We start from the raw sequence: 18931 nt of genomic DNA on the forward strand, positions 1-18931 counted from the left end.
ATGGCGACCTTGACGTTGGGCGCCGCCGATCTGGTACGGCGGCGTGGACTGCGGCGAATGCGGTCAGTGGCGTTGGCGCTGCTGGTGCTCGCCGCGGTGATCTACGTGGTGACGCTGCACCACGGCGGCGGGTGGGCGTACCTGAACGCGGCGGCCGAGGCGGCGATGGTGGGTGCGCTGGCGGACTGGTTCGCCGTGACCGCGCTGTTCCGGCGCCCGCTCGGGCTGCCGATCCCGCACACCGCGATCGTGCCGACCCGGAAGGACAGCCTGGCCGAGAGCCTGGAGCAGTTCGTCACCGAGAACTTCCTGTCCGAGGAAGTCGTGGCGGAGAAGATGCGCACCGCCCAGGTGAGCCGTCGGGTCGGTGAGTGGCTTGCCGACGGCAACCACGCCGAGCGGATCGTGGCGGAAGGCGCCCGTACGATCGGGGCCGCGTTGCCGAAGCTCGGCGACGACGATGTGGCCGCGTTCGTGCGGGGGTCGCTGCTGCCGCGATTCGTGAAGGAGCCGTTGAGCCCGATCGCCGGGCATTTTGTCCAGTCGGTGGTGGAGGACGGGGCGCACCACGCGCTCTTCGACCTGCTGCTGGTCGAGGCATACGACTGGCTGGCGGACAACCGCGAACTGCTGGCCGACGTGGTCGGGCCGCGGGCGCCGCGATGGTCGCCGCAGTGGGTCGACCGGATGGTGATCGACCGGATCCACCGGGAGGCGCTGGCCTGGCTGGCCGACGTACGGGACAACCAGTCGCACCCCGCGCGCCGGGCGGTCGACCGGCTGCTCGCGCAACTCGCCGACGATCTGCAGCACGACCCGGAGACGATGGAACGCTTCGAGTCGTGGAAGGCGCGGATGCTGACCCATCCGGACATGGGTTCGAGCCTGACCGCGGTCTGGGACGCGATGCGAACGGCCCTGATCGGCGCCATCAACGACCCGGACAGCGCCCTGCGGATCCGCGCGATCAAGGCCCTGCAGGACCTGGGCCTGCGCTTCCAGGAGGACGAATCCCTCCGCGACCGCGTCGACACCCGCGCGTCAGAGGCCGTCGGCTACGTCGTCCGTACCTACGGCCGCGAGATCGTCTCGGTCATCTCCGACACCATCGAACGCTGGGACGGCCGCGAAGCCGCCGCCCGCATCGAACTCCACGTAGGCCGAGACCTCCAATTCATCCGCATCAACGGCACCGTAGTAGGAGCCCTCGTAGGCCTCCTCATCCACACCCTCACCCAAGTCCTGTGAACAGATTCGTTCATGTAGCACATGTGCTACCGTTGGGGGTATGGACGCACTGGGACTGCGAGAACTGCGGCAGCACGCAAGTGATCTCGTCCGCCGCGCGGAAGCCGGCGAGCACCTGGTGATCACGGTCTCCGGCCGCCCTGCCGCCGTACTCGGGCCACCGGAGCGAGACCACTGGCGGCGGTACGACGAGATTGCCGACGTACTGCGTCCGCGCACCGATGACGAGTGGGCGACCGATCGCGAGCTGCTCGATCAGAACCTCACCGATCCCTGGGAGCCGAGGGAATGAGGGCGCTGCTCGACACCAGTGTCCTGATCGAAGGTTTGGGCGAACCGGTCGATGCGGAGTTCGCGATCAGCACCATCAGCCTCGCCGAGCTGCATTTCGGCGTACTCGTCGCGAAGTCCGCGGAGATCCGGGCCGGCCGCCTGCGCCGGCTGGCCGGGATCGAGCGTGCCTTCGACGCATTACCGGTGACCGATGCGGTCGCTCGGATCTACGGCTCGTTCGCGGCGACGGTCGCGGCAGCGGGCGGGCAGCCACGAGCCCGCGCGTTCGACCTGGTCATCGCAGCCACGGCGGCGACCCACGAGGCCGCCCTCTACACCCGAAACCCGAAGGACTTCCGCGCCCTCCAAGACCTTGTCGAGATCATCGCAGTCTGAACCAGCCGGCCCGTCACCTGGTGTTCATCTGGGTGAACCGTGGGGCTTGGAGGATGGTTGGGGCGACGTCTATCGAGGCTGCGGGGTTGGTATGAAGGGGTTTGCACGGTCGCGGATGTTGGATGGGTTCGCGCGGGTTTGTGCGCTGGCTGAGGGGCAGCACGGGCTGGCGGCGATCGCGCAGTTGCGCGGCGAGGTGACCGAGCAGGTGCTCGCGCAGTGGCAGGACGCCGAGATCGTCGAGCCTGTCATCGACGGTGTGATCCGGGTCCGGGCCGGGGCGAGTCACCCGCATCCGACGCTGTACGCGACCTGGCTGCTCGCCGACGCCACCCCCGCGTGGGAACGGTCGCTGACCACGCTCGTCGTGTCGCACCAATCCGCGGCACTGCTGTACGGCGCTGGCACGGCCAACCCGACCGGGATCGAGTTCTCCGGCCGCGCCCGGCTCACACTCCCCGCCAAAGTCACCGTGTATCCACGCTCGGCGCGGGAAGACGAATGCGGCGTGGTCGAAGGCCTCCCGGTCACCGGACCGGCCCGAACGCTGGCCGACCTCGCCGACGGCCAAGGGCTCGACCTCTCCGACCTCGGCCGGCTGGCCCGGTCCTTCATCAGCCAGGGCTGGACGACGGCCGAGCAGCTCGGCGAAGAGCTGACCGAACAGTTCACTGACCAGGACGGGCCGGCCTGGCTCGAGTCCGCGCTCGACGCCGCCTCGAAGGGCTGATCGCGTGTACGACGGCCACCTCGACCTGAAGCAGTTCCGCGGCGCATTCCCCACCTGGGGCCGGCTCCTGGACCGTCTCGAGGAGGTCAGTACGCCGAGGTTCTCGGCCAACCGCGCGATGCGTCAGCTGGTCGTCGGCGACTTCCTCAGCCAGCTGAACCAGGGCGGCGACGACTGGGAGAACACCGGTTCCAACCCGCTCCCGGCGTACGCCGAAGCCTGGTCCGGCACCACGGACTCGGCGCACGAGATCGATCCCGTCTACGAGCTGGCGCGCACGGCCAACGACCTCGACATCTACAACGGTGCGCTCGGCCATCTGCCGGACGACGAGTACGTGGCCAGAGTCCGCGCAGCCGTGCTCGCTGCCGCTCCGGCCAGGCGGAATGCACTCGACGGCGGCGTAGGCCTCGGTGGGCTGGTCCGCTACACGACCCGCGACATCAAGGTCGCGGGCAGCGGACATGCCGTCTTCACCATCGGCGTACAGCCGGTCGACGACCGCCGGTCCCCGTTGGGCTTACGGCCCGACGGGGACGCCTTCACGATCGAGGTCGACGTGAAGATGCCGACCATGATCCAGCGGACGACCGAGTCGGAGCGGGCGCGGCGGTCGATCGTCGGCGTACAACTCGAAGGTCTGAAGCCGATCACGCCGCTGCTGCGGCCTGTGGTCGACCTAGCGGCCGACAAGATGGCGGCTCTCGCCTGCCAGCCCGGTGTCGGCGACGGCATCCTCGCGCCACGGTTCAAGGACATCGCGGACCTGTACTACATCGCGCGCACCTGCCCGATGGACGGCGACAAGCTCCGGAAGGCGCTCGCGGAGAACTGGCACTGGCGCGAGGCCGGCCGCAGCGGACCGCCGCAGCCGTACCGCTTCTACGGGCAGTCGCCGGCCCGCGACGACGAGACCGAAATTCTCTGGGACCAAGGATTCCGGCAGCTGCGGGGCCGCGTCGCCCAACTCCAGGACTACCCGGACTTCGAGTCCATGACCACCACCATCGGCACCTTCCTGGACGGCGCCGCCGACCCTTCCAACGGCGTGTGGGACCCGACCCGCGGGCAGTGGGGGCCGTCGGTCCGCAGCGAGGTCGCGTCGACGATGAGTCTTGCCCTGACCGGTACGACGCCGAGCCAGCACGAGCCGATCGTTCCGATGCAGCGGCACCTGTTCGTCTTCGACGTCGACAAGACGCTGAGCAAGCACGACACCTTGGACACGTTGGCCGAGCTGGCGGGCAGGCTCCCCGAGGTCAACGCGGTGCACGCCGAGGACTACGAGACGTCGATCCGCGCCAAGATCGCCGTACTGCGTGGTGTCGACGCGTCTCTGGTCCGCCACGTCGCGGAGACCCTCGAGCTGAGCGAAGGTGCCGAGCAACTGATCCGCGATCTGAAGGCGGCGGGGCACGAGGTGGCGATTGCGAGCGGCGGGTTCGACGCCATCGTCGGGCCGCTGGCGGAGCGTCTCGGGGTCAAACGGTTCGCGGCGGGCAAGCTCGGGATCGAGGACGGAAAGCTGACGGGCGAGGTCAGCGGTCTGATCGACGGGCCTGGGAAGGCTACGGCGATCCGAGGGTGGAATGAGGAGCTCGGGATCCCGCGCGAGCGGACCGTCGCGATCGGGGACGGCAGCAACGATGTCGACATGTTCGAGGCGGTCGGCTTCGCGGCCGGTTACCAGCCCGGAGCGGCGGCCGCGGCGGCATCCCACACGATCCTGAGCGATATGGGCTACCTGAACCGGGCCGCCCATCTGCCCCTACCCGAGCGCCTCAACGCCGCCACCCCGACCAGCTCCCGGCGCAACGGCTCCGAACGCGCCAGCTGACCGCCGCGCGGTTGGATCACGGCGGCGAGGCAACCATCCGGCCACGCCGGGTGGTCCGTCAGGATGTGAGCATCGATGACGGCGTGGTGACGACGGGGGTGACGAAAGTGCAGCCCAGCGAGAGCGTAGAGAGCTTCGACGCGTTCGTCGCCGCCCGCTCGCAGACCCTGCTGCGGACCGCCTACCTGTTGACCCGCGACCACGCGCTGGCCGAGGACCTGGTCCAGACCGCGCTGGCGAAGGCCTGGTTCCACTGGGCCAGGATCGACAACCCGGAGCCGTACGTACGCCGGATCATGGTGACGACGTACTCCTCCTGGTGGCGCCGCCGCTGGAACGGCGAGATCCCGACCGAGGAACTGCCCGAGTCGCCCGCCCCGGACGGCGAGGACCAGCTCGACCTCTGGGACGCGATCGGCCGCCTCCCCCGCCGTCAACGCACGGTCGTCGTACTGCGCTTCTACGAGGACCTCAGCGAAGCCGAGACCGCCCGTCTGATGGGCAGCACGGTCGGCACCGTCAAGAGCCAGACCGCCAAGGCGCTCGCGAAGCTCCGCGTCGACCCAGCCCTTTCGAGTACTCCGGCAGACCTGGAGCCCCCGCGATGAACCTCCAAGACCTGCGCGACGAACTCGCCACCCACGCCACCTCCGTCGATCAGCACGCCAACGACCTGCTGCCGGGCGTCAAGGACAAGATCCGTGGCACCCGTCGCCGTCGTACCTTCACCGCCCTCGGCGTCGTTGCGGTGCTCGCCGCGATCGCGGCCGGCCTGGTCCCGACGCTGCGCTCGACACCGCCGCCGCCCGCCGACCCGCCGCAGGACTTCACCCGGGACGGGCTGACGGTGCCCGGCATGGTCGGCAGCGACAGGTTGCTCAAGGCATGGATCGGTGACCGCAACCAGCGCAACCTGTCCTTCTCCTGGACCCCCGCCACGGACTCGATCACCATCCACGCCAACTGCAGCGGCGACGACGGGATCCTCGGCGTCCGCTTCAAGATCAACGGCTGGTACGTCGGGGATGCCGGTTGCGGCGCCGAACCGGAGGCCTGGTCGATGGACTTCGGCGTCCTGCTCCGGCCGGACTCCCCGTTCTGGCTGTCGTCCCCGGTCGGCAAACCGGCCAAGGTCACGGCCGAACTGATCGACCTGCGGACCCGCCGCCCGGCCGGGACGAACGCCCGGATCTGGTTCGGCATCTACTCCACCAACGCGAACCCGACGGCCAACGGCGTACCGACCCGAATGGTCCCGGCGGACGCGGACGCCTACACCAAGGACGGCGTGGTCTACCGGTCGAAGATCGGCGGCGACATCCTGGCCGGCGCGAAGGTCGCCGACCCGGGCCGGACCGAGGTGCGGTTCAGCTTCACCGCGACCGGCAACCGCCTGATCCTGCGCGACTTCTGTACGGCGAACTCCGGCTCGGACACCACCTTGCCGTACTCGGTGTCGATGCGAGTCGGCCCGGGAGAGCCGTTCCTCTCGACCTGCGGCGCCTACTCGACCGACGCCGGGACCGGCAGCAGCATCACCATCAAGTCACCGGTTCCGGCCGGGCAGCGCGTCGACGTGGTCGCGCAGATCGTCCCGTCGCAGAAGAACGGCCCGGCCGTGCCGCCGGATGCCCGGTTGGGTATGGGCATCTACTTCGAGGGCGATCAGCAGATGGTCGACGGGGTCTCGCTCCCGGAGCAGACCGAGGTGTCCGGGTACGTCTACAAGCTGGCCGACCTGAAGACCGCGCCCGGCCCGGCCGGACACGTCTCGATCGACACCCCGGCAGACAAGCCGTACGTGATCGCGTACGGCGGCTCGACGATCGGCACCGGCCACTTCGAGGCCGGTCTGTCGGTCGGGAAGAGCGAGACCGGCCGCAACGTGGCGTCGGCTGACGGCCTCGGCGTCGGCTGGGACCCGCACGGCGCCGGTCCGGCGGACCGGGCCACGATGACGATCTCCGGCGACAAGCCCACCAAGGGGACGCTGATTCTGGCGATCTACGTGCCGGTTTAGACCCAGCTGTGGAGGTCGGCGGCGTCCTTGGTGAACTGCTCCGGGGAGTCGTCGGCCACGAACTCCAGCAGGGCATTGATCTCGCGGGGCTCGGCGGCGAGGCGCTCGAGGACCGGGCGCCACAGCGACTCGCGGGCCGCCAGCGGCAGCCGGTTGTTCGACGGCCACCAGGAGAACACGTGGACCGTGCTCAGCCACGGCATCAGCGACTCGAGCTGCTGCAGGCACTGGGCGTCGTCGAGATCGACCGGCGGCTGCCAGTACGTCTTCAGGTTCGGCGCGCCGATGTCGAGCAGCAGCGTGATCGTCGAGTCGACCTCGTCGGTCAGCGTGTTCCGGTGGAACTCCATCGCGATCTCGATCCCCGCACCGGCGGCCATATCGGCCAGCTCACCCAGCCCACGGGTCACCGCCATCCGGTCTCCGACACCGGCTTCCGCCGTACCGACGTTGCCGGCCCAGACCCGGATCCGGGGTGCGCCGAGCGCCGCGGCGGTGGCGACCGCGGAACGCATCTCCTCCCGGTCGACGTTGCCGGCCCGAAGGTATGAGCCGTACGCCGCGACTTGCAGGCCGTGCACCTCGGTCAGATTCCGCACGCGCTTGGCGGTGACCAGGTTGCCGAGCGGGACATGCACGTCCCCACCCCACTCGATCGCCGCGAGCCCCGACTTCGCCGCCAACTCCACCACCTCGTCGACCGGCAACTGGCGGAACGTCACCGAGACCAGACCGGTCCTCACACCCACGCGTGCCTCCTCGTGTCCACACCTCCATCCAACCGCATCACACCAACCCGTCCCCCGCCCTGGATCACCCGATGGACGATCCCCCGTTGCGCTGTCCCCGTAGTTCGTTGGGTACCCTCGGCCCGGCCTTGACCGCGGCGACGGGCGGAGCGACGACCGCAGCAGCCGGCGGAACCGCCTGAGCAGCTCCCGGACCAGCCGGACCAGCCGCCGCACCGAGGGCGGCAGCAGCAGGCGCCTGCGACGGCCCACCGGCCGTCTTCCGCGCCTCCGCCTCCGCGGCAAAAGTAATCGCGTGCGCGATGTAGTCCTCCGCGTGCGGGATCGTCTCCTTGGGAAGGCCGCTCGTCAGACTGTCGGCGGCAACCAGCTCCGCTGCCAGCTTTCGAGCCGGAGAGGCATCGGCCTCAGGCTCGCCCCGGTACTGCTGGAGCTGCCGGGCGCCGGTCAGGTAGGCGCTGAACTGACTGTCTTCGTCACCGCGAGCAGCCGCGACCACATCTCTGTGCGCCCCCGTGGCCTCAGCCGCGATCGCGTCCCGAACGCGGTGCCTGGCAAGCACGCGATCCTCCGCCGAGAGATTGACCGATGCGAGCGCCGTACCGGTGATGTTGTCGGTCAGCTCGTCGATGAGTTTGCCGCGGGACTGCGCCATCCGAATCCTCCTGGGGTCGTGGTCAGGCTGCGGCACAGCGTATCCAGGCGGGAGGGCCGTCTCACGTCATGAGCAAAGGTGTTGGATGCGGCTGTCATGGGGGCTTACGCTGACGCCGTGCCGGAACAGCGAAGAGGGTTCATCTATGGGTTCAGTGCGTACCTGATCTGGGGTCTGTTCCCGCTGTACTGGAAGCTCCTGGACCAGTCCGGTGCGGTCGAGGTGCTCGCCCACCGGATCCTCTGGTCGCTGGTGACGATCGTGATCCTGGTCGTCGTACTGCGGAAGTTCGGCCAGGTGAAGGCGTTGTTGCGGGAGCCCCGCCGGCGCTGGCCGTTGGTCGCCGCCGCCTTCCTGATCTCGGCGAACTGGGGTACCTACATCTGGGCCGTGAACCACGGTCACGTCGTGGAGACCTCGCTGGGGTACTTCATCACTCCGCTGTTCACGGTGCTGCTCGGCGTCTTCGTGCTGAAGGAACAGCTGAGTACGGCGCAGTGGATCGCGCTGGCGATCGCGTTCGTGGCGGTGGTCGGGCTGGCGATCGAGAACGGGCGGCCGCCGTGGGTGGCGATCATCCTGACGTTCTCGTTCGGGCTCTACGGGCTGGCGAAGAAGCAGGCCGGCGCCGGGGCGATCGAGGGCATGGCGGTCGAGTCCGGCACCGTCGCCCCGCTCGCGCTCGCTGCAATCGTCGTACTCGGACTGCAGGGCAACTCGACCGTGACGCACCACGGCACCCTTTACCTCGTGCTGGTGCTGCTGACCGGGCCGATCACCGCCGTACCGCTGCTGCTGTTCGGCGCCGCCGCGACCCGGGTCTCGATGACGACCCTGGGACTGCTGAACTACATCGCCCCGATCATGCAGTTCATCGTCGGTGTCCTGGTGTTCCACGAGGCAATGTCGCCGATGCGCTGGGCCGGCTTCGGCCTGGTCTGGCTGGCCCTCGTGATCTTCACCTGGGACAGCATGAACCGCCGCCGCCAAAACATCGCCCTGGAACGCGCCGCAGTCACCGCCTCCGCCGTGTAACCGCCTTGACCTGGGGTATTCAGGACATTTAGTATCCAGGTTATGAAGATGAACGAGGGCGTCGAGTGGGCGATGCACAGCTGCGTGAATCTCAGCTGGGCACCCGGTGAGGCGGTCACCGCCAAACGACTCGCAGCCTTCTACGAACTGCCTACGGCGTACCTGAACAAGCAGCTTCAGGCACTCGCCCGGGCCGGCATTCTCACCTCGGTCTCGGGACCCAAGGGCGGCTTCCAGTTGGCCCGCGACCCGCGCAACATCAGCTTGCTCGACATCGTCGTCGCGATCGACGGGCCGGACGAGGCCTTCCGGTGTACGGAGATCCTCAAGGCCGGACCGGGCGCCGACCAGAAGGCCGACTACACGAAGGCCTGTCTGATCTCGCACGCGATGCGAACCGCGGAGCTGGCCTACCGGCGCGAACTGGCCGGCCAGAGCATCGCGGACATCGCCGAGCGGGTCGTGAGCCAGTCGCCCGACGCACCCGAGAACACCCGCAACCACTTCGCCAACCTGAAGTCCTGACCCATCCAGACTTCATCAACCCAGGAGCTAATTCAAGATGTCAAATGTCCAGAAAACCGTCCTCGTCCGCGCGACCGAGGCCGAGACCCTGTCCGCGAGCGGTGTGACCTTGCTGGCCGACGTACCCGACACCAACGGGCACCTGACCAGCCACCGCTCGATCTTCCAGCCAGGCAAGGAAGGCGCTCCCCCGCACCTGCACCGCGAGGCGGCCGAACTGTTCTTCGTCCTGAAGGGATCGCTCCGCGTCCTCACCGGTGAAGATCTCGTCACCCTCGAGCAGGGCGACTTCCTCCTGGTCCCGCCGAACACCCCGCACGCGTTCGAGGCCGCTGGGGACGAGCCGGCCGAGGTCCTCTTCGTCTTGACCCAGGCGAAGCCCCGATTCGGCTACTACCGCCTCCTCGAAGGCGCCTACCGCGGCGACACCGACTGGGCCGAGGTAGCCAAGACCAGCGACCTCTATGACAACCACTACACCGAAAGCTCCGCTTGGCAGGGGCGCGATCAGGGCACCTGGAGTAGGTGACACACGAGTGGTTCCTGACGCCGGCCGAGCGGGGCAATCCGGCAACTGACATCGACTCCGACGGCGCCTGGACCGAGGGGAACCTCGTCCGGCCGCTGGTGCACGGTGCGACGTACTTCAAGCGCTTGTACGACGAACTGTGCAAACTGCGGCCGGGCGATCGGGTCTGTTTCACCGACTGGTGCGGCGATCAGGACGAGGTGCTGTACGACGACGGCCCGACGATCGGTGAGGTGCTCTGCGATCTCGCCCGCTCCGGAGTGGAGGTCCGCGCGCTGCTGTGGCGCTCGCACTCCGACCACCTCAGCTTCAACGCCCAGGAGAACCAGCGCTTCGGCACCGAGCTGAACGAAGCCGGCGCCGAGGTCCTGCTGGACCAACGGGTACGCCGACTCGCCTCCCATCACCAGAAGCTCTTCGTGATCAGGCACCGCGACGATCCCGCAGCCGACGTTGCCTTCGTCGGCGGCATTGACCTGTGCCACGGCCGGCGCGACGACGAACGCCACTTGGGCGATCCACAGGCCGCGCCGATGGATCCGCGGTACGGCTCCTCGGCACCGTGGCACGACCTGATGCTCGAGATCCACGGCCCCATGGTCGGGGATCTGCTCCGGACCTTCGTCGAGCGTTGGGACGATCCGCATCCGCTCGACCGGCGAACGCCGTACCGGATGCTGGTGCAGCGGCGGGCCCGGATGCCGCGGCACACGGGCGACCTGCCGGAGGCGTTCCCGGATCCACCGCCGGCCGGACCGCATGCCGTCCAGGTACTGCGGACTTACGCGCACAAGCACCCGGGATTCCCGTTTGCTCCGCGCGGTGAGCACAGCATCGCCCGGGGCTATCTGAAAGCTTTCGCGAAAGCGAAGTCGCTCATCTACGTGGAGGACCAGTACCTCTGGCTCGATCTGGTCGCCGACAAGCTGCAAGAGGCGCTGGACCGATCGCCGGACCTGAGGATCGTCGCCGTGGTACCGCGGTATCCGGACCACGACGGCCGGCTCAGCGGACCGCCGTCCCGGCACGCACAACTCGACGCGCTCCGGCGACTGGACTCCGATCGGGTCGCGGTCTACGACCTGGAGAACGAGGACGGCGTACCCATCTACGTGCACGCAAAGGTGTGCATCGTCGACGACGCCTGGATGACCTGCGGATCGGACAACTTCAACCGCAGGTCATGGACCAACGACAGCGAACTGACCTGCGCGATGGACTCACCCGAGCTCGCCGGCTCACTCCGGCGCCAACTCTGGTCCGAGCATCTCGGTACCGCGTCGCCCGACCTCGACCCACGCACCGGCTTCGACCAGTGGAAGACAAGGGCCGCGGTACTCGACGACTGGTACGCCGATGGTTGCCAAGGGCCACGACCCGTCGGCCGGATCCGCGCGCACCGCCCCCAGCCCCTCAGCCGGTTCGAGTCCCTCTGGGCCGGCTGGCTCTCCCGCCACCTCTACGACCCCGACGGCCGCCCCCGCACCGCCCGCCGCCAGAACACGTTCTAGCAGTGTGTGAGGTCTGACACGGCATGTCACAATCTCGGTCGCTGCGGGGTCGTATGGATGACCGAGGAGGGCCGAATCATGCGGCGTCCATGGCGCAACCTGCGAGCAAGAGTATTCCCCGACCACTGGTCGCTGCTGTTCGGCCAGATCGCCTTCTACAGCTTCGTCGTGGTGGTCCTCAGCGGCGTGGTCCTGATGGTGTACTACGAGCCGTCGGTCGACCACGTGGTGTACGACGGACCGTACGGACCGCTGCACGGCCTACCGATGTCGCGCGCACTGGCATCGACGCTCAGGATCACCTTCGAGATCCGCGGTGGCCTGCTGATGCGGCAGATCCATCACTGGGCCACGCTGATCATGGTGGCGGCGATCTTGCTGCACCTGCTTCGGCTGTTCTTCACCGCCGGATTCCGTCGGCCACGGCGGCTGAGCTGGCTCGTCGTCTTCGGGCTGCTCGTCGCCACGCTGGGCGCGGCTCTGACCGGGACGTCCCTCCCGGACGACATGGCGTCCGGGACGAGCCTCGCAGTACTCGACGGCGTCCTGCAGGCGACGCCGTTCGTCGGCTCCCGCCTGTCCGCACTGCTGTTCGGCGGAGAGTTCCCCGGTGACGTGATCTCACGCTTCTACCCGCTGCACATCGTCGTACTGCCCGCCGCGCTCCTTCTGCTCTTCGTCCTCGGCGCGGTCCTCGCGCTCAGGAACAAACCCGCGCAGTTCGCCGGGCCTGGGCACACAGAGCGCAACGTGGTCGGACGCCCGGCGGCCGTCGCTGCGGTGAAGAGCGCAGGCCTGTTCTGCTTCGTGGTCGGGGTCTCCGTCGTGATGGCCGCGACGGCGACCATCAACCCGGTCTGGCTGTACGGCCCGGCCGACCCGGCGGACACCTCGGCCGGTGTCGGCCCGGCCTGGTACCTCGCGTTCCTGGACGGCTCTCTCCGGCTGGCGCCGGGATGGGAGGTCGTCTGGTGGGGCAAGACCATCAGCCTGGCTGTCCTGCTACCGGTTGCGGTCTGCACGTTGTTCCTCGTGCTCGTCGCGGTCTACCCGTTCATCGAGGAGCGGCTGACCGGCGACCACAAGGATCACCATCTGCTCGAGAGGCCACGCAACAACCCGACCCGGACCGGCATCGGCGTCGCGGGCATCACCTTCTACGGCACCCTCTGGGCCGCCGCCGGCGCCGACACGATGGCCGTTCAGTTCCACCTGTCGATCAACGTGCTGCTGCGAATGTTCCAGCTACTACTGATCCTGGGCCCACCCGCAGCTTTGGTCATCACTCGCCGCATCTGCCTCGGCCTGCAGCAACGCGACCTCGAGATCGCCACGAACGGCATCGAGACCGGCCGCATCGTCCGCCGCCCCGACGGCGGCTACGTCGAGCAGCACCGCCCGAGCAAGCGCGAACTCACCTCACACTGAGCGGGTGGCTACCAGGTCGCAGAGGGATTCGAGGGCTTCTCGGCCGGGGCCTTCGGGGAGGGTGGTGAGGAGTTTGCGGGCGTCGGCCGCGCGGCGGCGTACGTCGTCCTCGGCCTGGCCGAAGGCCGGGTGGGACCGGAGCAGGTCCAGGGTCTCGGACAGGCGGGCGTCGTCGGAGAGGTCGGACTCGAGCAGGTCCAGGAGGCGGGCGTCGGTGGCGTCGTTCGGGTCTGCCTGGGCGCGGAAAATCAGCACCGGCAGGGTCGGGACGCCTTCGCGGAGGTCGGTGCCCGGGGTCTTGCCGGACTGGTCGGACTCGGACGCGATGTCGAGCAGGTCGTCGGCGAGCTGGAAGGCCACACCGATCTCCTCGGCGAACGCCCGCAGCGATTCCTGGATCTCCTCAGAAGCACCGGCGTACCGGGCACCGAAGAGGGCGGACGTCGCGATCAGCGAGCCGGTCTTGTCGGCGACCACCGACAGGTAGTGCTTCAGCGGGTCCTGGCCCTCGCCGACGCCCATCGTCTCGCGGATCTGACCCTCGACCAGCCGGCCGAACGTACGGGCCTGGATCCGGACCGCTTCCGGCCCGAGGTCGGCGACCAGGTTCGACGCGCGGGCGAACAGCCAGTCGCCGGACAGGATCGCGACCGAGTTGTCCCACCGGGCGTTCGCGGTGGACGAGCCTCGCCGCAGCGCGGCCTCGTCCATCACGTCGTCGTGGTGCAGCGTGGCGACGTGGGTGAGCTCGACCACGACGGCCGCCTTCACCACGTCGTCAGCGAGTGCGTCCGGCCCGAACTCGGCTGCCAGCAGCACCAGCAGCGGCCGGAACCGCTTGCCGCCGGCAACCATGACGTGCTGCGCCGCCGCGGTGACGAACGGCGCCTCGGACTGGGTCGCGTCGAGCAGCGCCTGCTCGACCCGTTCCAGCCCGGCACGAACCCGGGACTGGAGCGCCTCGTCGGCGAACTCGAATCCCAGGCTCTCGGCCGGCAGCGGGGTCGGACTCAACGGATGAACTCACCAGCTCGGGCCGCCAGGTCGAGCACCGGCCCGGGGACCAGTCCGAGAACCACCGTGGCGGCAAGACCCAGCGCCACCGCGCTCGTGGTCTGCCAGCCCGGCAGCGCCACGTCCGGCGAGTCGGCCGGCAGGTCGGAGAAGAACATCAGCACGATCACGCGGACGTAGAAGAACGCGGCGACCAGGCTGGACAGGACAGCGACCACGACCAGCGGCCACGCGCCACCGGTCCAGGCCGCGCTGAAGACCGCCCACTTGCCGGTGAAGCCCGCGGTCAGCGGGATGCCGGCGAAGGACAGCAGGAAGAACGCGAAGATGCCGGCCAGCAGCGGCGACTTCTTGCCCAGGCCCGCCCAGCGGGACAGGTGGGTCGCCTCGCCGCCCGCGTCGCGCACCAGCGTGACGACCGCGAACGCGCCGATGGTCGGGAAGCCGTACGAGACCAGGTAGAACAGCACCGCCTGGGTCGAGGTGATCCCGCCGTTGTGTACGCCGCTGCCGGCCTGCGCGAGCCCGACGAACGCGGTCAGCAGGAAGCCTGCGTGCGCGATCGACGAGTAGGCGAGCATCCGCTTCACGTCGGTCTGGGTGATCGCGACGATCGAGCCGACCACCATGGTCAGGATCGCGACGATCCACATCATCGGCGCCCAGTCCCAGCGGGACCCGCCGAGCGCGACGTAGAAGACCCGCATCAGCCCGACGAACGCGGCGATCTTCGTGCAGGCCGCCATGAAACCGGTGACCGGCGTCGGAGCGCCCTGGTACACGTCCGGCGTCCAGGAGTGGAACGGTACGCCGCCGACCTTGAACAGCAGGCCGACTCCCAGCAGACCGGTGCCGGCCAGCAGGATCGTGTCGTTGCCGGTGTCGGTGGACAGCGCGTCCGAGATCCCGCCCAGCGACATCGTCCCGGCGTACCCGTAGAGCAGCGCGATGCCGAAGAGCAGGAACGCCGACGAGAACGCACCGAGCAGGAAGTACTTCATCGCGGCTTCCTGCGAGATCAGCCGGCGACGACGCGCCAGGCCGCAGAGCAGGTACAGCGGCAGCGAGAAGACCTCGAGCGCGACGAACAGCACCAGCAGGTCGTTCGACGCGGCGAACAGCATCATCCCGCCGACCGCGAACAGCGTCAGCGGGAAGACCTCGGTGTGCTCGATCCTGGCCGCCGTACCCTCACGCTCGGCCTCAGACCCCGGTACGGCGGCTGCCTGGCCGGCGAACGCGGACAGGCCGCCGTCGACCGAGCGCTCGGCGAACAGCAGCACGCTGATCAGGGTCAGCGCCAGCAGGATCAGCCAGGTGAACAGCGCCGGGCCGTCGACCGAGATCGCGCCCTGGGCCGCGATGATTTCCTTCTTGCCGTTCATCAGCATGCCGGTCAGCACACCCGACACGACCACGGCGACCACCGTGATGGTCAGCTGCACCAGGTGCCGCAACTGCCGGGGCAGGAACGCCTCGGCCAGGACGCCGACACACGCCGCACCGAAGACCACGAGCAGCGGAGCCAGCTCGTTGTACTCGATCTTCGGCGCCGTGAAGTCTGCCAGCGGCAGCAACATCGCGCTCACTTCTGTCCCTCCGTCACGGGGATCTGCGGTGCCTTGTCGGTCACGCCGACCCGCTGCATGGTCGAGTCGATCGCGGGCTTGATGATGTCGACGATCGGCTTCGGGAAGATGCCCAGGCCGATGATCAGGATGATGAGCGGCGCGATCGCGAGAATCTCACGCGCGTTCAGGTCCTTGAGCTTCTCGATCCCGGCCCGGACCGGACCGGTCATCGTGCGTTGGTACATCAGCAGGATGTACAGCGCGGCCAGCACGATCCCGAGGACCGCGATCACCGCGATCACCTTGTGCCGGCTGAACGTCCCGGCCAGCACCATGAACTCGGAGATGAACGGCGACAGACCGGGCAGCGCGAGGCTGGACAGGCCGGCGAACAGGAAGGTGCCGGCCAGGACCGGAGCCACCTTTTCCACTCCGCCGTAGTCGGCGATCCGGGCGGACCCTCGTCTGGAGATCAGGTATCCGGCCACCAGGAACAGGGCCGCGGTGGAGAGACCGTGGTTGAACATGTACAGCGTCGAGCCGGTCAGGCCCTGTGACGTCAGCGCGAAGATACCCATCACGATGAAGCCGAAGTGCGAGATCGAGGTGTACGCGATCAGCCGCTTGATATCGGTCTGGCCGATCGCCAGCAGGGCGCCGTACAGGACCGAGATCAGGGCCAGCACCAGGACGACCGGGGTGGCCCACTGGGACGCGTTCGGGAACAGGCCCAGGCAGAACCGGATCATCCCGAAGGTGCCGATCTTGTCCAGGACGCCGACCAGCAGCACCGACGTACCCGGCGTCGCCTCACCGGCCGCGTCCGGCAGCCAGGTGTGGAACGGCACCATCGGCGCCTTCACCGCGAAGGCGAAGAAGAAGCCGAGGAACAGCCAGCGCTCGGTGTTCTGACTGATGTCCAGCTTCATCATGTCGGTCAGCAGGTACGACGGTGCGCCGTGCTTGGCCGAGACGACGTAGAGGCCGACCACCGAGGCCAGCATCAGCAGACCGCCGAGCAGCGAGTACAGCAGGAACTTCACCGCGGCGTACGAACGCTGCGGGCCGCCGAAGCCGCCGATCAGGAAGTACATCGGGATCAGCGTGGCCTCGAACAGCACGTAGAAGAGGAACACGTCGGTCGCGGAGAACACGCCGATCGACAGCGCCTCCAGGCCGAGGATCCAGGCGAAGAAGGACTTCTCCGACCAGCGCCCGGACTGGGCGTCGTTCCAGGACGCGATGATCACGATCGGCGACAGCAGCGCGGTCAGCACCACCAGGACGACGCCGACACCGTCGAGGCCGAGCGCGTAGTGCGCGCCGAAGGCCTTGATCCAGGTGTACGTCTCGGCGTAGTCGTCCGGGCCGTTGCGGTGGTAGCCGATCGCGACGATCACGGTCAGCACCAGCGTCACGAGCGAGAACCCGAGCGCGACCTGCTTGGCCGTCAGCGCTTTCGCCTTCGGGATCAGCATCGTCACGATGGCCCCGACGAACGGCAGGAGCAGTAACAGGGTCAGCCAACCGATGTTCACGACAACCTCACCGCGAGGAGGGCGACGACCACGAATGCGGCGCCGAAGACCATGCTGAGTGCGTAGGAACGGACGAAGCCCGTCTGGAACCGGCGGAGCCGGCCGGACAGTCCGCCGAACAGTGCGGCCAGCCCGTTGACCAGGCCGTCGATGCCCCGGTTGTCGAGCCAGACCAGCGTCCGGGTCAGGTACTGCCCCGGCCGCATGAAGAGGGCCTCGTTCAGTGCGTCGCCGTACAGGTCACGACGCGCGAACGTGGTGATCGGCGAGCCGGCCGGAGCCTCCCGCGGGATGTCCCGGCGGTACATCAGCACCGAGATCGCGATGCCGACGGCAACGACCGCGAGGGTGATGATCGTCATCACGGTGGCACTCAGCGGAGCGTGCTCCTCCTCGTGCCCGACGATCGGGGCCAGCCAGTCGACGATCCAGTGACCGGCGAAGTACAGCGCACCGCCACCCAGCGAGAGCGCGGCCAGGATGATCAGCGGCCACGTCATCACCTTCGGCGACTCGTGTGGATGCACGTCCTCGGCCCAGCGTTTCTTGCCGAAGAACGTCATGATCATCACCCGGGTCATGTAGAACGCGGTGATGCCGGCGCCGAGCAGCGCGCACAGACCGATCACGATGTTGTCCGCGAACGCGGCCTCGATGATCTTGTCCTTGCTGAAGAACCCGGCGAACGGCGGGATGCCGAGGATCGCCAGGTAGCCGAAGCCGAACGTCACGAAGGTGACCTTCATCGCCGACCGGAGTGCTCCGTAGTGGCGCATGTTCACGTCGTCGTTCATGCCGTGCATGACCGAGCCGGCGCCGAGGAACATGTTGGCCTTGAAGAAGCCGTGGGTGAGCAGGTGGAAGATCGCGAACACGTACCCCGCCGGGCCGAGGCCGGCCGCGAGCATCATGTAGCCGATCTGGCTCATCGTCGAACCGGCGAGTGCCTTCTTGATGTCGTCCTTGGCGCAACCGATGATCGCACCGGCCAGCGCGGTGACCGTACCGACGATCACCACCGCGGTCGAGGCCGCGTCCGTGACCGCGTAGATCGCGTGCGAGCGGACCACCAGGTAGACGCCCGCGGTGACCATGGTCGCGGCGTGAATGAGGGCCGACACCGGAGTGGGGCCCTCCATCGCGTCCAGCAGCCAGGACTGCAGCGGCACCTGCGCGGACTTACCGCAGGCGGCCAGCAGCAGCATCAGGCCGAGCAGCGTGGCCCAGGTCTTCGACAGGTGCTCGGCGCCGGCGTTCACGGTGGAGAACGCGGACGAGCCGAACAGCGCCCACATGCTCATCACCGCGAGCGAGAGGCCGATGTCACCGACCCGGTTCACCACGAACGCCTTCTTCGCGGCGACCGCGGCCGAGTTCTTGATCTGCCAGAAACCGATCAGCAGGTACGACGCCAGACCGACGCCCTCCCAGCCGACGAAGACCAGCAGGTAGTCGGCCGCGAGGACCAGCAGCAGCATCGACGCGATGAACAGGTTCAGGAAGCCGAAGAACCGGCGCCGCCGCTCGTCGTGCTCCATGTAGCCGATCGAGTAGATGTGGATCAGCGAACCCACACCGGTGATCAGCAGCACGAACAGGATCGACAGCGGGTCGATCAGCAGGGTGAAGTCGACCTTGATGTGGCCGACCGAGAACCACTCGAACAGCCGGACCGTCTCGGACCGCTCACCGTCGGACTTGCCGCGCATCTGGAAGAACAGCACGACACCGAAGGCGAAGGAGATCACCGGCGCCAGGGTGCCCAGCAGGTGACCCCATGCGTTGGTGGCCTTGCCACCGAGCAACAGGATCGCCGCGGACACCGCCGGTACCGCGACCAGCAGCCACGTCAGCTCATGACTCATCGGTGCT

The 18931-nt window shown here is 68.2% G+C and carries 18 protein-coding genes; 12 read left to right on the forward strand and 6 right to left on the reverse strand.

Features of this window, described 5'->3' with window-relative positions; translation table 11 throughout:
* From EV650_RS18990 to EV650_RS19020, 7 genes are all read left to right on the forward strand, one after another.
* Positions 1-1248 (forward strand): DUF445 domain-containing protein, encoded by a 1248-nt coding sequence (locus EV650_RS18990; protein WP_134120384.1) that lies wholly within the window; start codon positions 1-3, stop codon positions 1246-1248.
* A 40-nt stretch (positions 1249-1288) separates the two neighbouring features.
* Positions 1289-1540 carry a type II toxin-antitoxin system Phd/YefM family antitoxin gene (locus EV650_RS18995; RefSeq protein WP_134120385.1) on the forward strand — a complete coding sequence of 84 codons (252 nt, stop codon included), beginning with the start codon at positions 1289-1291 and terminating at the stop codon, positions 1538-1540.
* Complete coding sequence (locus tag EV650_RS19000) at positions 1537-1917, forward strand: PIN domain-containing protein (RefSeq protein WP_134120386.1); 381 nt, start codon at positions 1537-1539, stop codon at positions 1915-1917. The genes EV650_RS18995 and EV650_RS19000 overlap by 4 nt, the downstream gene beginning before the upstream one ends.
* A gap of 91 nt (positions 1918-2008) precedes the next feature.
* Positions 2009-2647, forward strand: a complete 639-nt coding sequence (locus tag EV650_RS19005; protein ID WP_134120387.1) for a hypothetical protein — start codon at positions 2009-2011, stop codon at positions 2645-2647.
* A 4-nt stretch (positions 2648-2651) separates the two neighbouring features.
* Entirely contained in the window at positions 2652-4484 is a 1833-nt protein-coding gene (locus EV650_RS19010) for an HAD-IB family phosphatase (protein WP_134120388.1), read from the forward strand.
* A 65-nt stretch (positions 4485-4549) separates the two neighbouring features.
* Positions 4550-5092 carry a SigE family RNA polymerase sigma factor gene (locus tag EV650_RS19015; RefSeq protein WP_369409957.1) on the forward strand — a complete coding sequence of 181 codons (543 nt, stop codon included), beginning with the start codon at positions 4550-4552 and terminating at the stop codon, positions 5090-5092.
* Positions 5089-6504 (forward strand): hypothetical protein, encoded by a 1416-nt coding sequence (locus EV650_RS19020; RefSeq protein ID WP_134120389.1) that lies wholly within the window; start codon positions 5089-5091, stop codon positions 6502-6504. Before EV650_RS19015 ends, EV650_RS19020 begins: the two co-directional genes overlap by 4 nt.
* On the opposite strand, the gene EV650_RS19025 is transcribed toward EV650_RS19020, so the two are convergent.
* Together EV650_RS19025 and EV650_RS19030 are read right to left on the reverse strand one after the other, a co-directional pair.
* On the reverse strand, positions 6501-7253 hold the full coding sequence (locus tag EV650_RS19025; RefSeq protein ID WP_134120390.1) for a sugar phosphate isomerase/epimerase family protein: 753 nt from the start codon (positions 7251-7253) through the stop codon (positions 6501-6503). The two genes, EV650_RS19020 and EV650_RS19025, sit on opposite strands and share 4 nt — an antisense overlap.
* 64 nt (positions 7254-7317) lie before the next feature.
* Entirely contained in the window at positions 7318-7908 is a 591-nt protein-coding gene (locus EV650_RS19030; RefSeq protein WP_134120391.1) for a hypothetical protein, read from the reverse strand.
* A gap of 117 nt (positions 7909-8025) precedes the next feature.
* Between EV650_RS19030 and rarD the strand changes: the two genes are divergently transcribed.
* The 5 genes from rarD (at position 8026) to qcrB (ending at position 12936) form a co-directional block, all read left to right on the forward strand.
* Positions 8026-8943, forward strand: coding sequence for an EamA family transporter RarD (gene rarD / locus EV650_RS19035; protein WP_134120392.1), 918 nt, complete (start codon positions 8026-8028; stop codon positions 8941-8943).
* Positions 8944-8985: 42 nt separating this feature from the next.
* The gene (locus EV650_RS19040) at positions 8986-9468 is read left to right on the forward strand and encodes an RrF2 family transcriptional regulator (RefSeq protein WP_202874761.1); all 483 of its coding nucleotides are present in this window, start codon (positions 8986-8988) and stop codon (positions 9466-9468) included.
* A gap of 37 nt (positions 9469-9505) precedes the next feature.
* Positions 9506-9997, forward strand: a complete 492-nt coding sequence (locus EV650_RS19045; RefSeq protein ID WP_134120393.1) for a cupin domain-containing protein — start codon at positions 9506-9508, stop codon at positions 9995-9997.
* Positions 9994-11508, forward strand: coding sequence for a phospholipase D-like domain-containing protein (locus EV650_RS19050; protein WP_134120394.1), 1515 nt, complete (start codon positions 9994-9996; stop codon positions 11506-11508). Before EV650_RS19045 ends, EV650_RS19050 begins: the two co-directional genes overlap by 4 nt.
* 78 nt (positions 11509-11586) lie before the next feature.
* Complete coding sequence (qcrB, locus tag EV650_RS19055) at positions 11587-12936, forward strand: cytochrome bc1 complex cytochrome b subunit (protein WP_134120395.1); 1350 nt, start codon at positions 11587-11589, stop codon at positions 12934-12936.
* Here the strand turns inward: qcrB and EV650_RS19060 are convergent.
* The 4 genes from EV650_RS19060 to nuoL are packed head-to-tail and all read right to left on the reverse strand — an operon-like array spanning position 12928 to position 18924.
* A complete protein-coding gene (locus tag EV650_RS19060; protein ID WP_134120396.1) occupies positions 12928-13950 on the reverse strand; it encodes a polyprenyl synthetase family protein in 1023 nt (340 codons plus the stop codon). The genes qcrB and EV650_RS19060 overlap by 9 nt on opposite strands.
* Positions 13947-15530, reverse strand: a complete 1584-nt coding sequence (gene nuoN, locus EV650_RS19065; RefSeq protein WP_134122564.1) for an NADH-quinone oxidoreductase subunit NuoN — start codon at positions 15528-15530, stop codon at positions 13947-13949. Before nuoN ends, EV650_RS19060 begins: the two co-directional genes overlap by 4 nt.
* Positions 15531-15535: 5 nt before the next feature.
* Positions 15536-17059, reverse strand: coding sequence for an NADH-quinone oxidoreductase subunit M (locus EV650_RS19070; RefSeq protein WP_134120397.1), 1524 nt, complete (start codon positions 17057-17059; stop codon positions 15536-15538).
* A complete protein-coding gene (gene nuoL, locus EV650_RS19075; protein WP_134120398.1) occupies positions 17056-18924 on the reverse strand; it encodes an NADH-quinone oxidoreductase subunit L in 1869 nt (622 codons plus the stop codon). The genes EV650_RS19070 and nuoL overlap by 4 nt, the downstream gene beginning before the upstream one ends.
* Between the last annotated feature and the right edge of the window lie 7 nt (positions 18925-18931).

Source organism: Kribbella kalugense (assembly GCF_004365875.1).
GTDB classification, from domain to species: domain Bacteria; phylum Actinomycetota; class Actinomycetes; order Propionibacteriales; family Kribbellaceae; genus Kribbella; species Kribbella kalugense.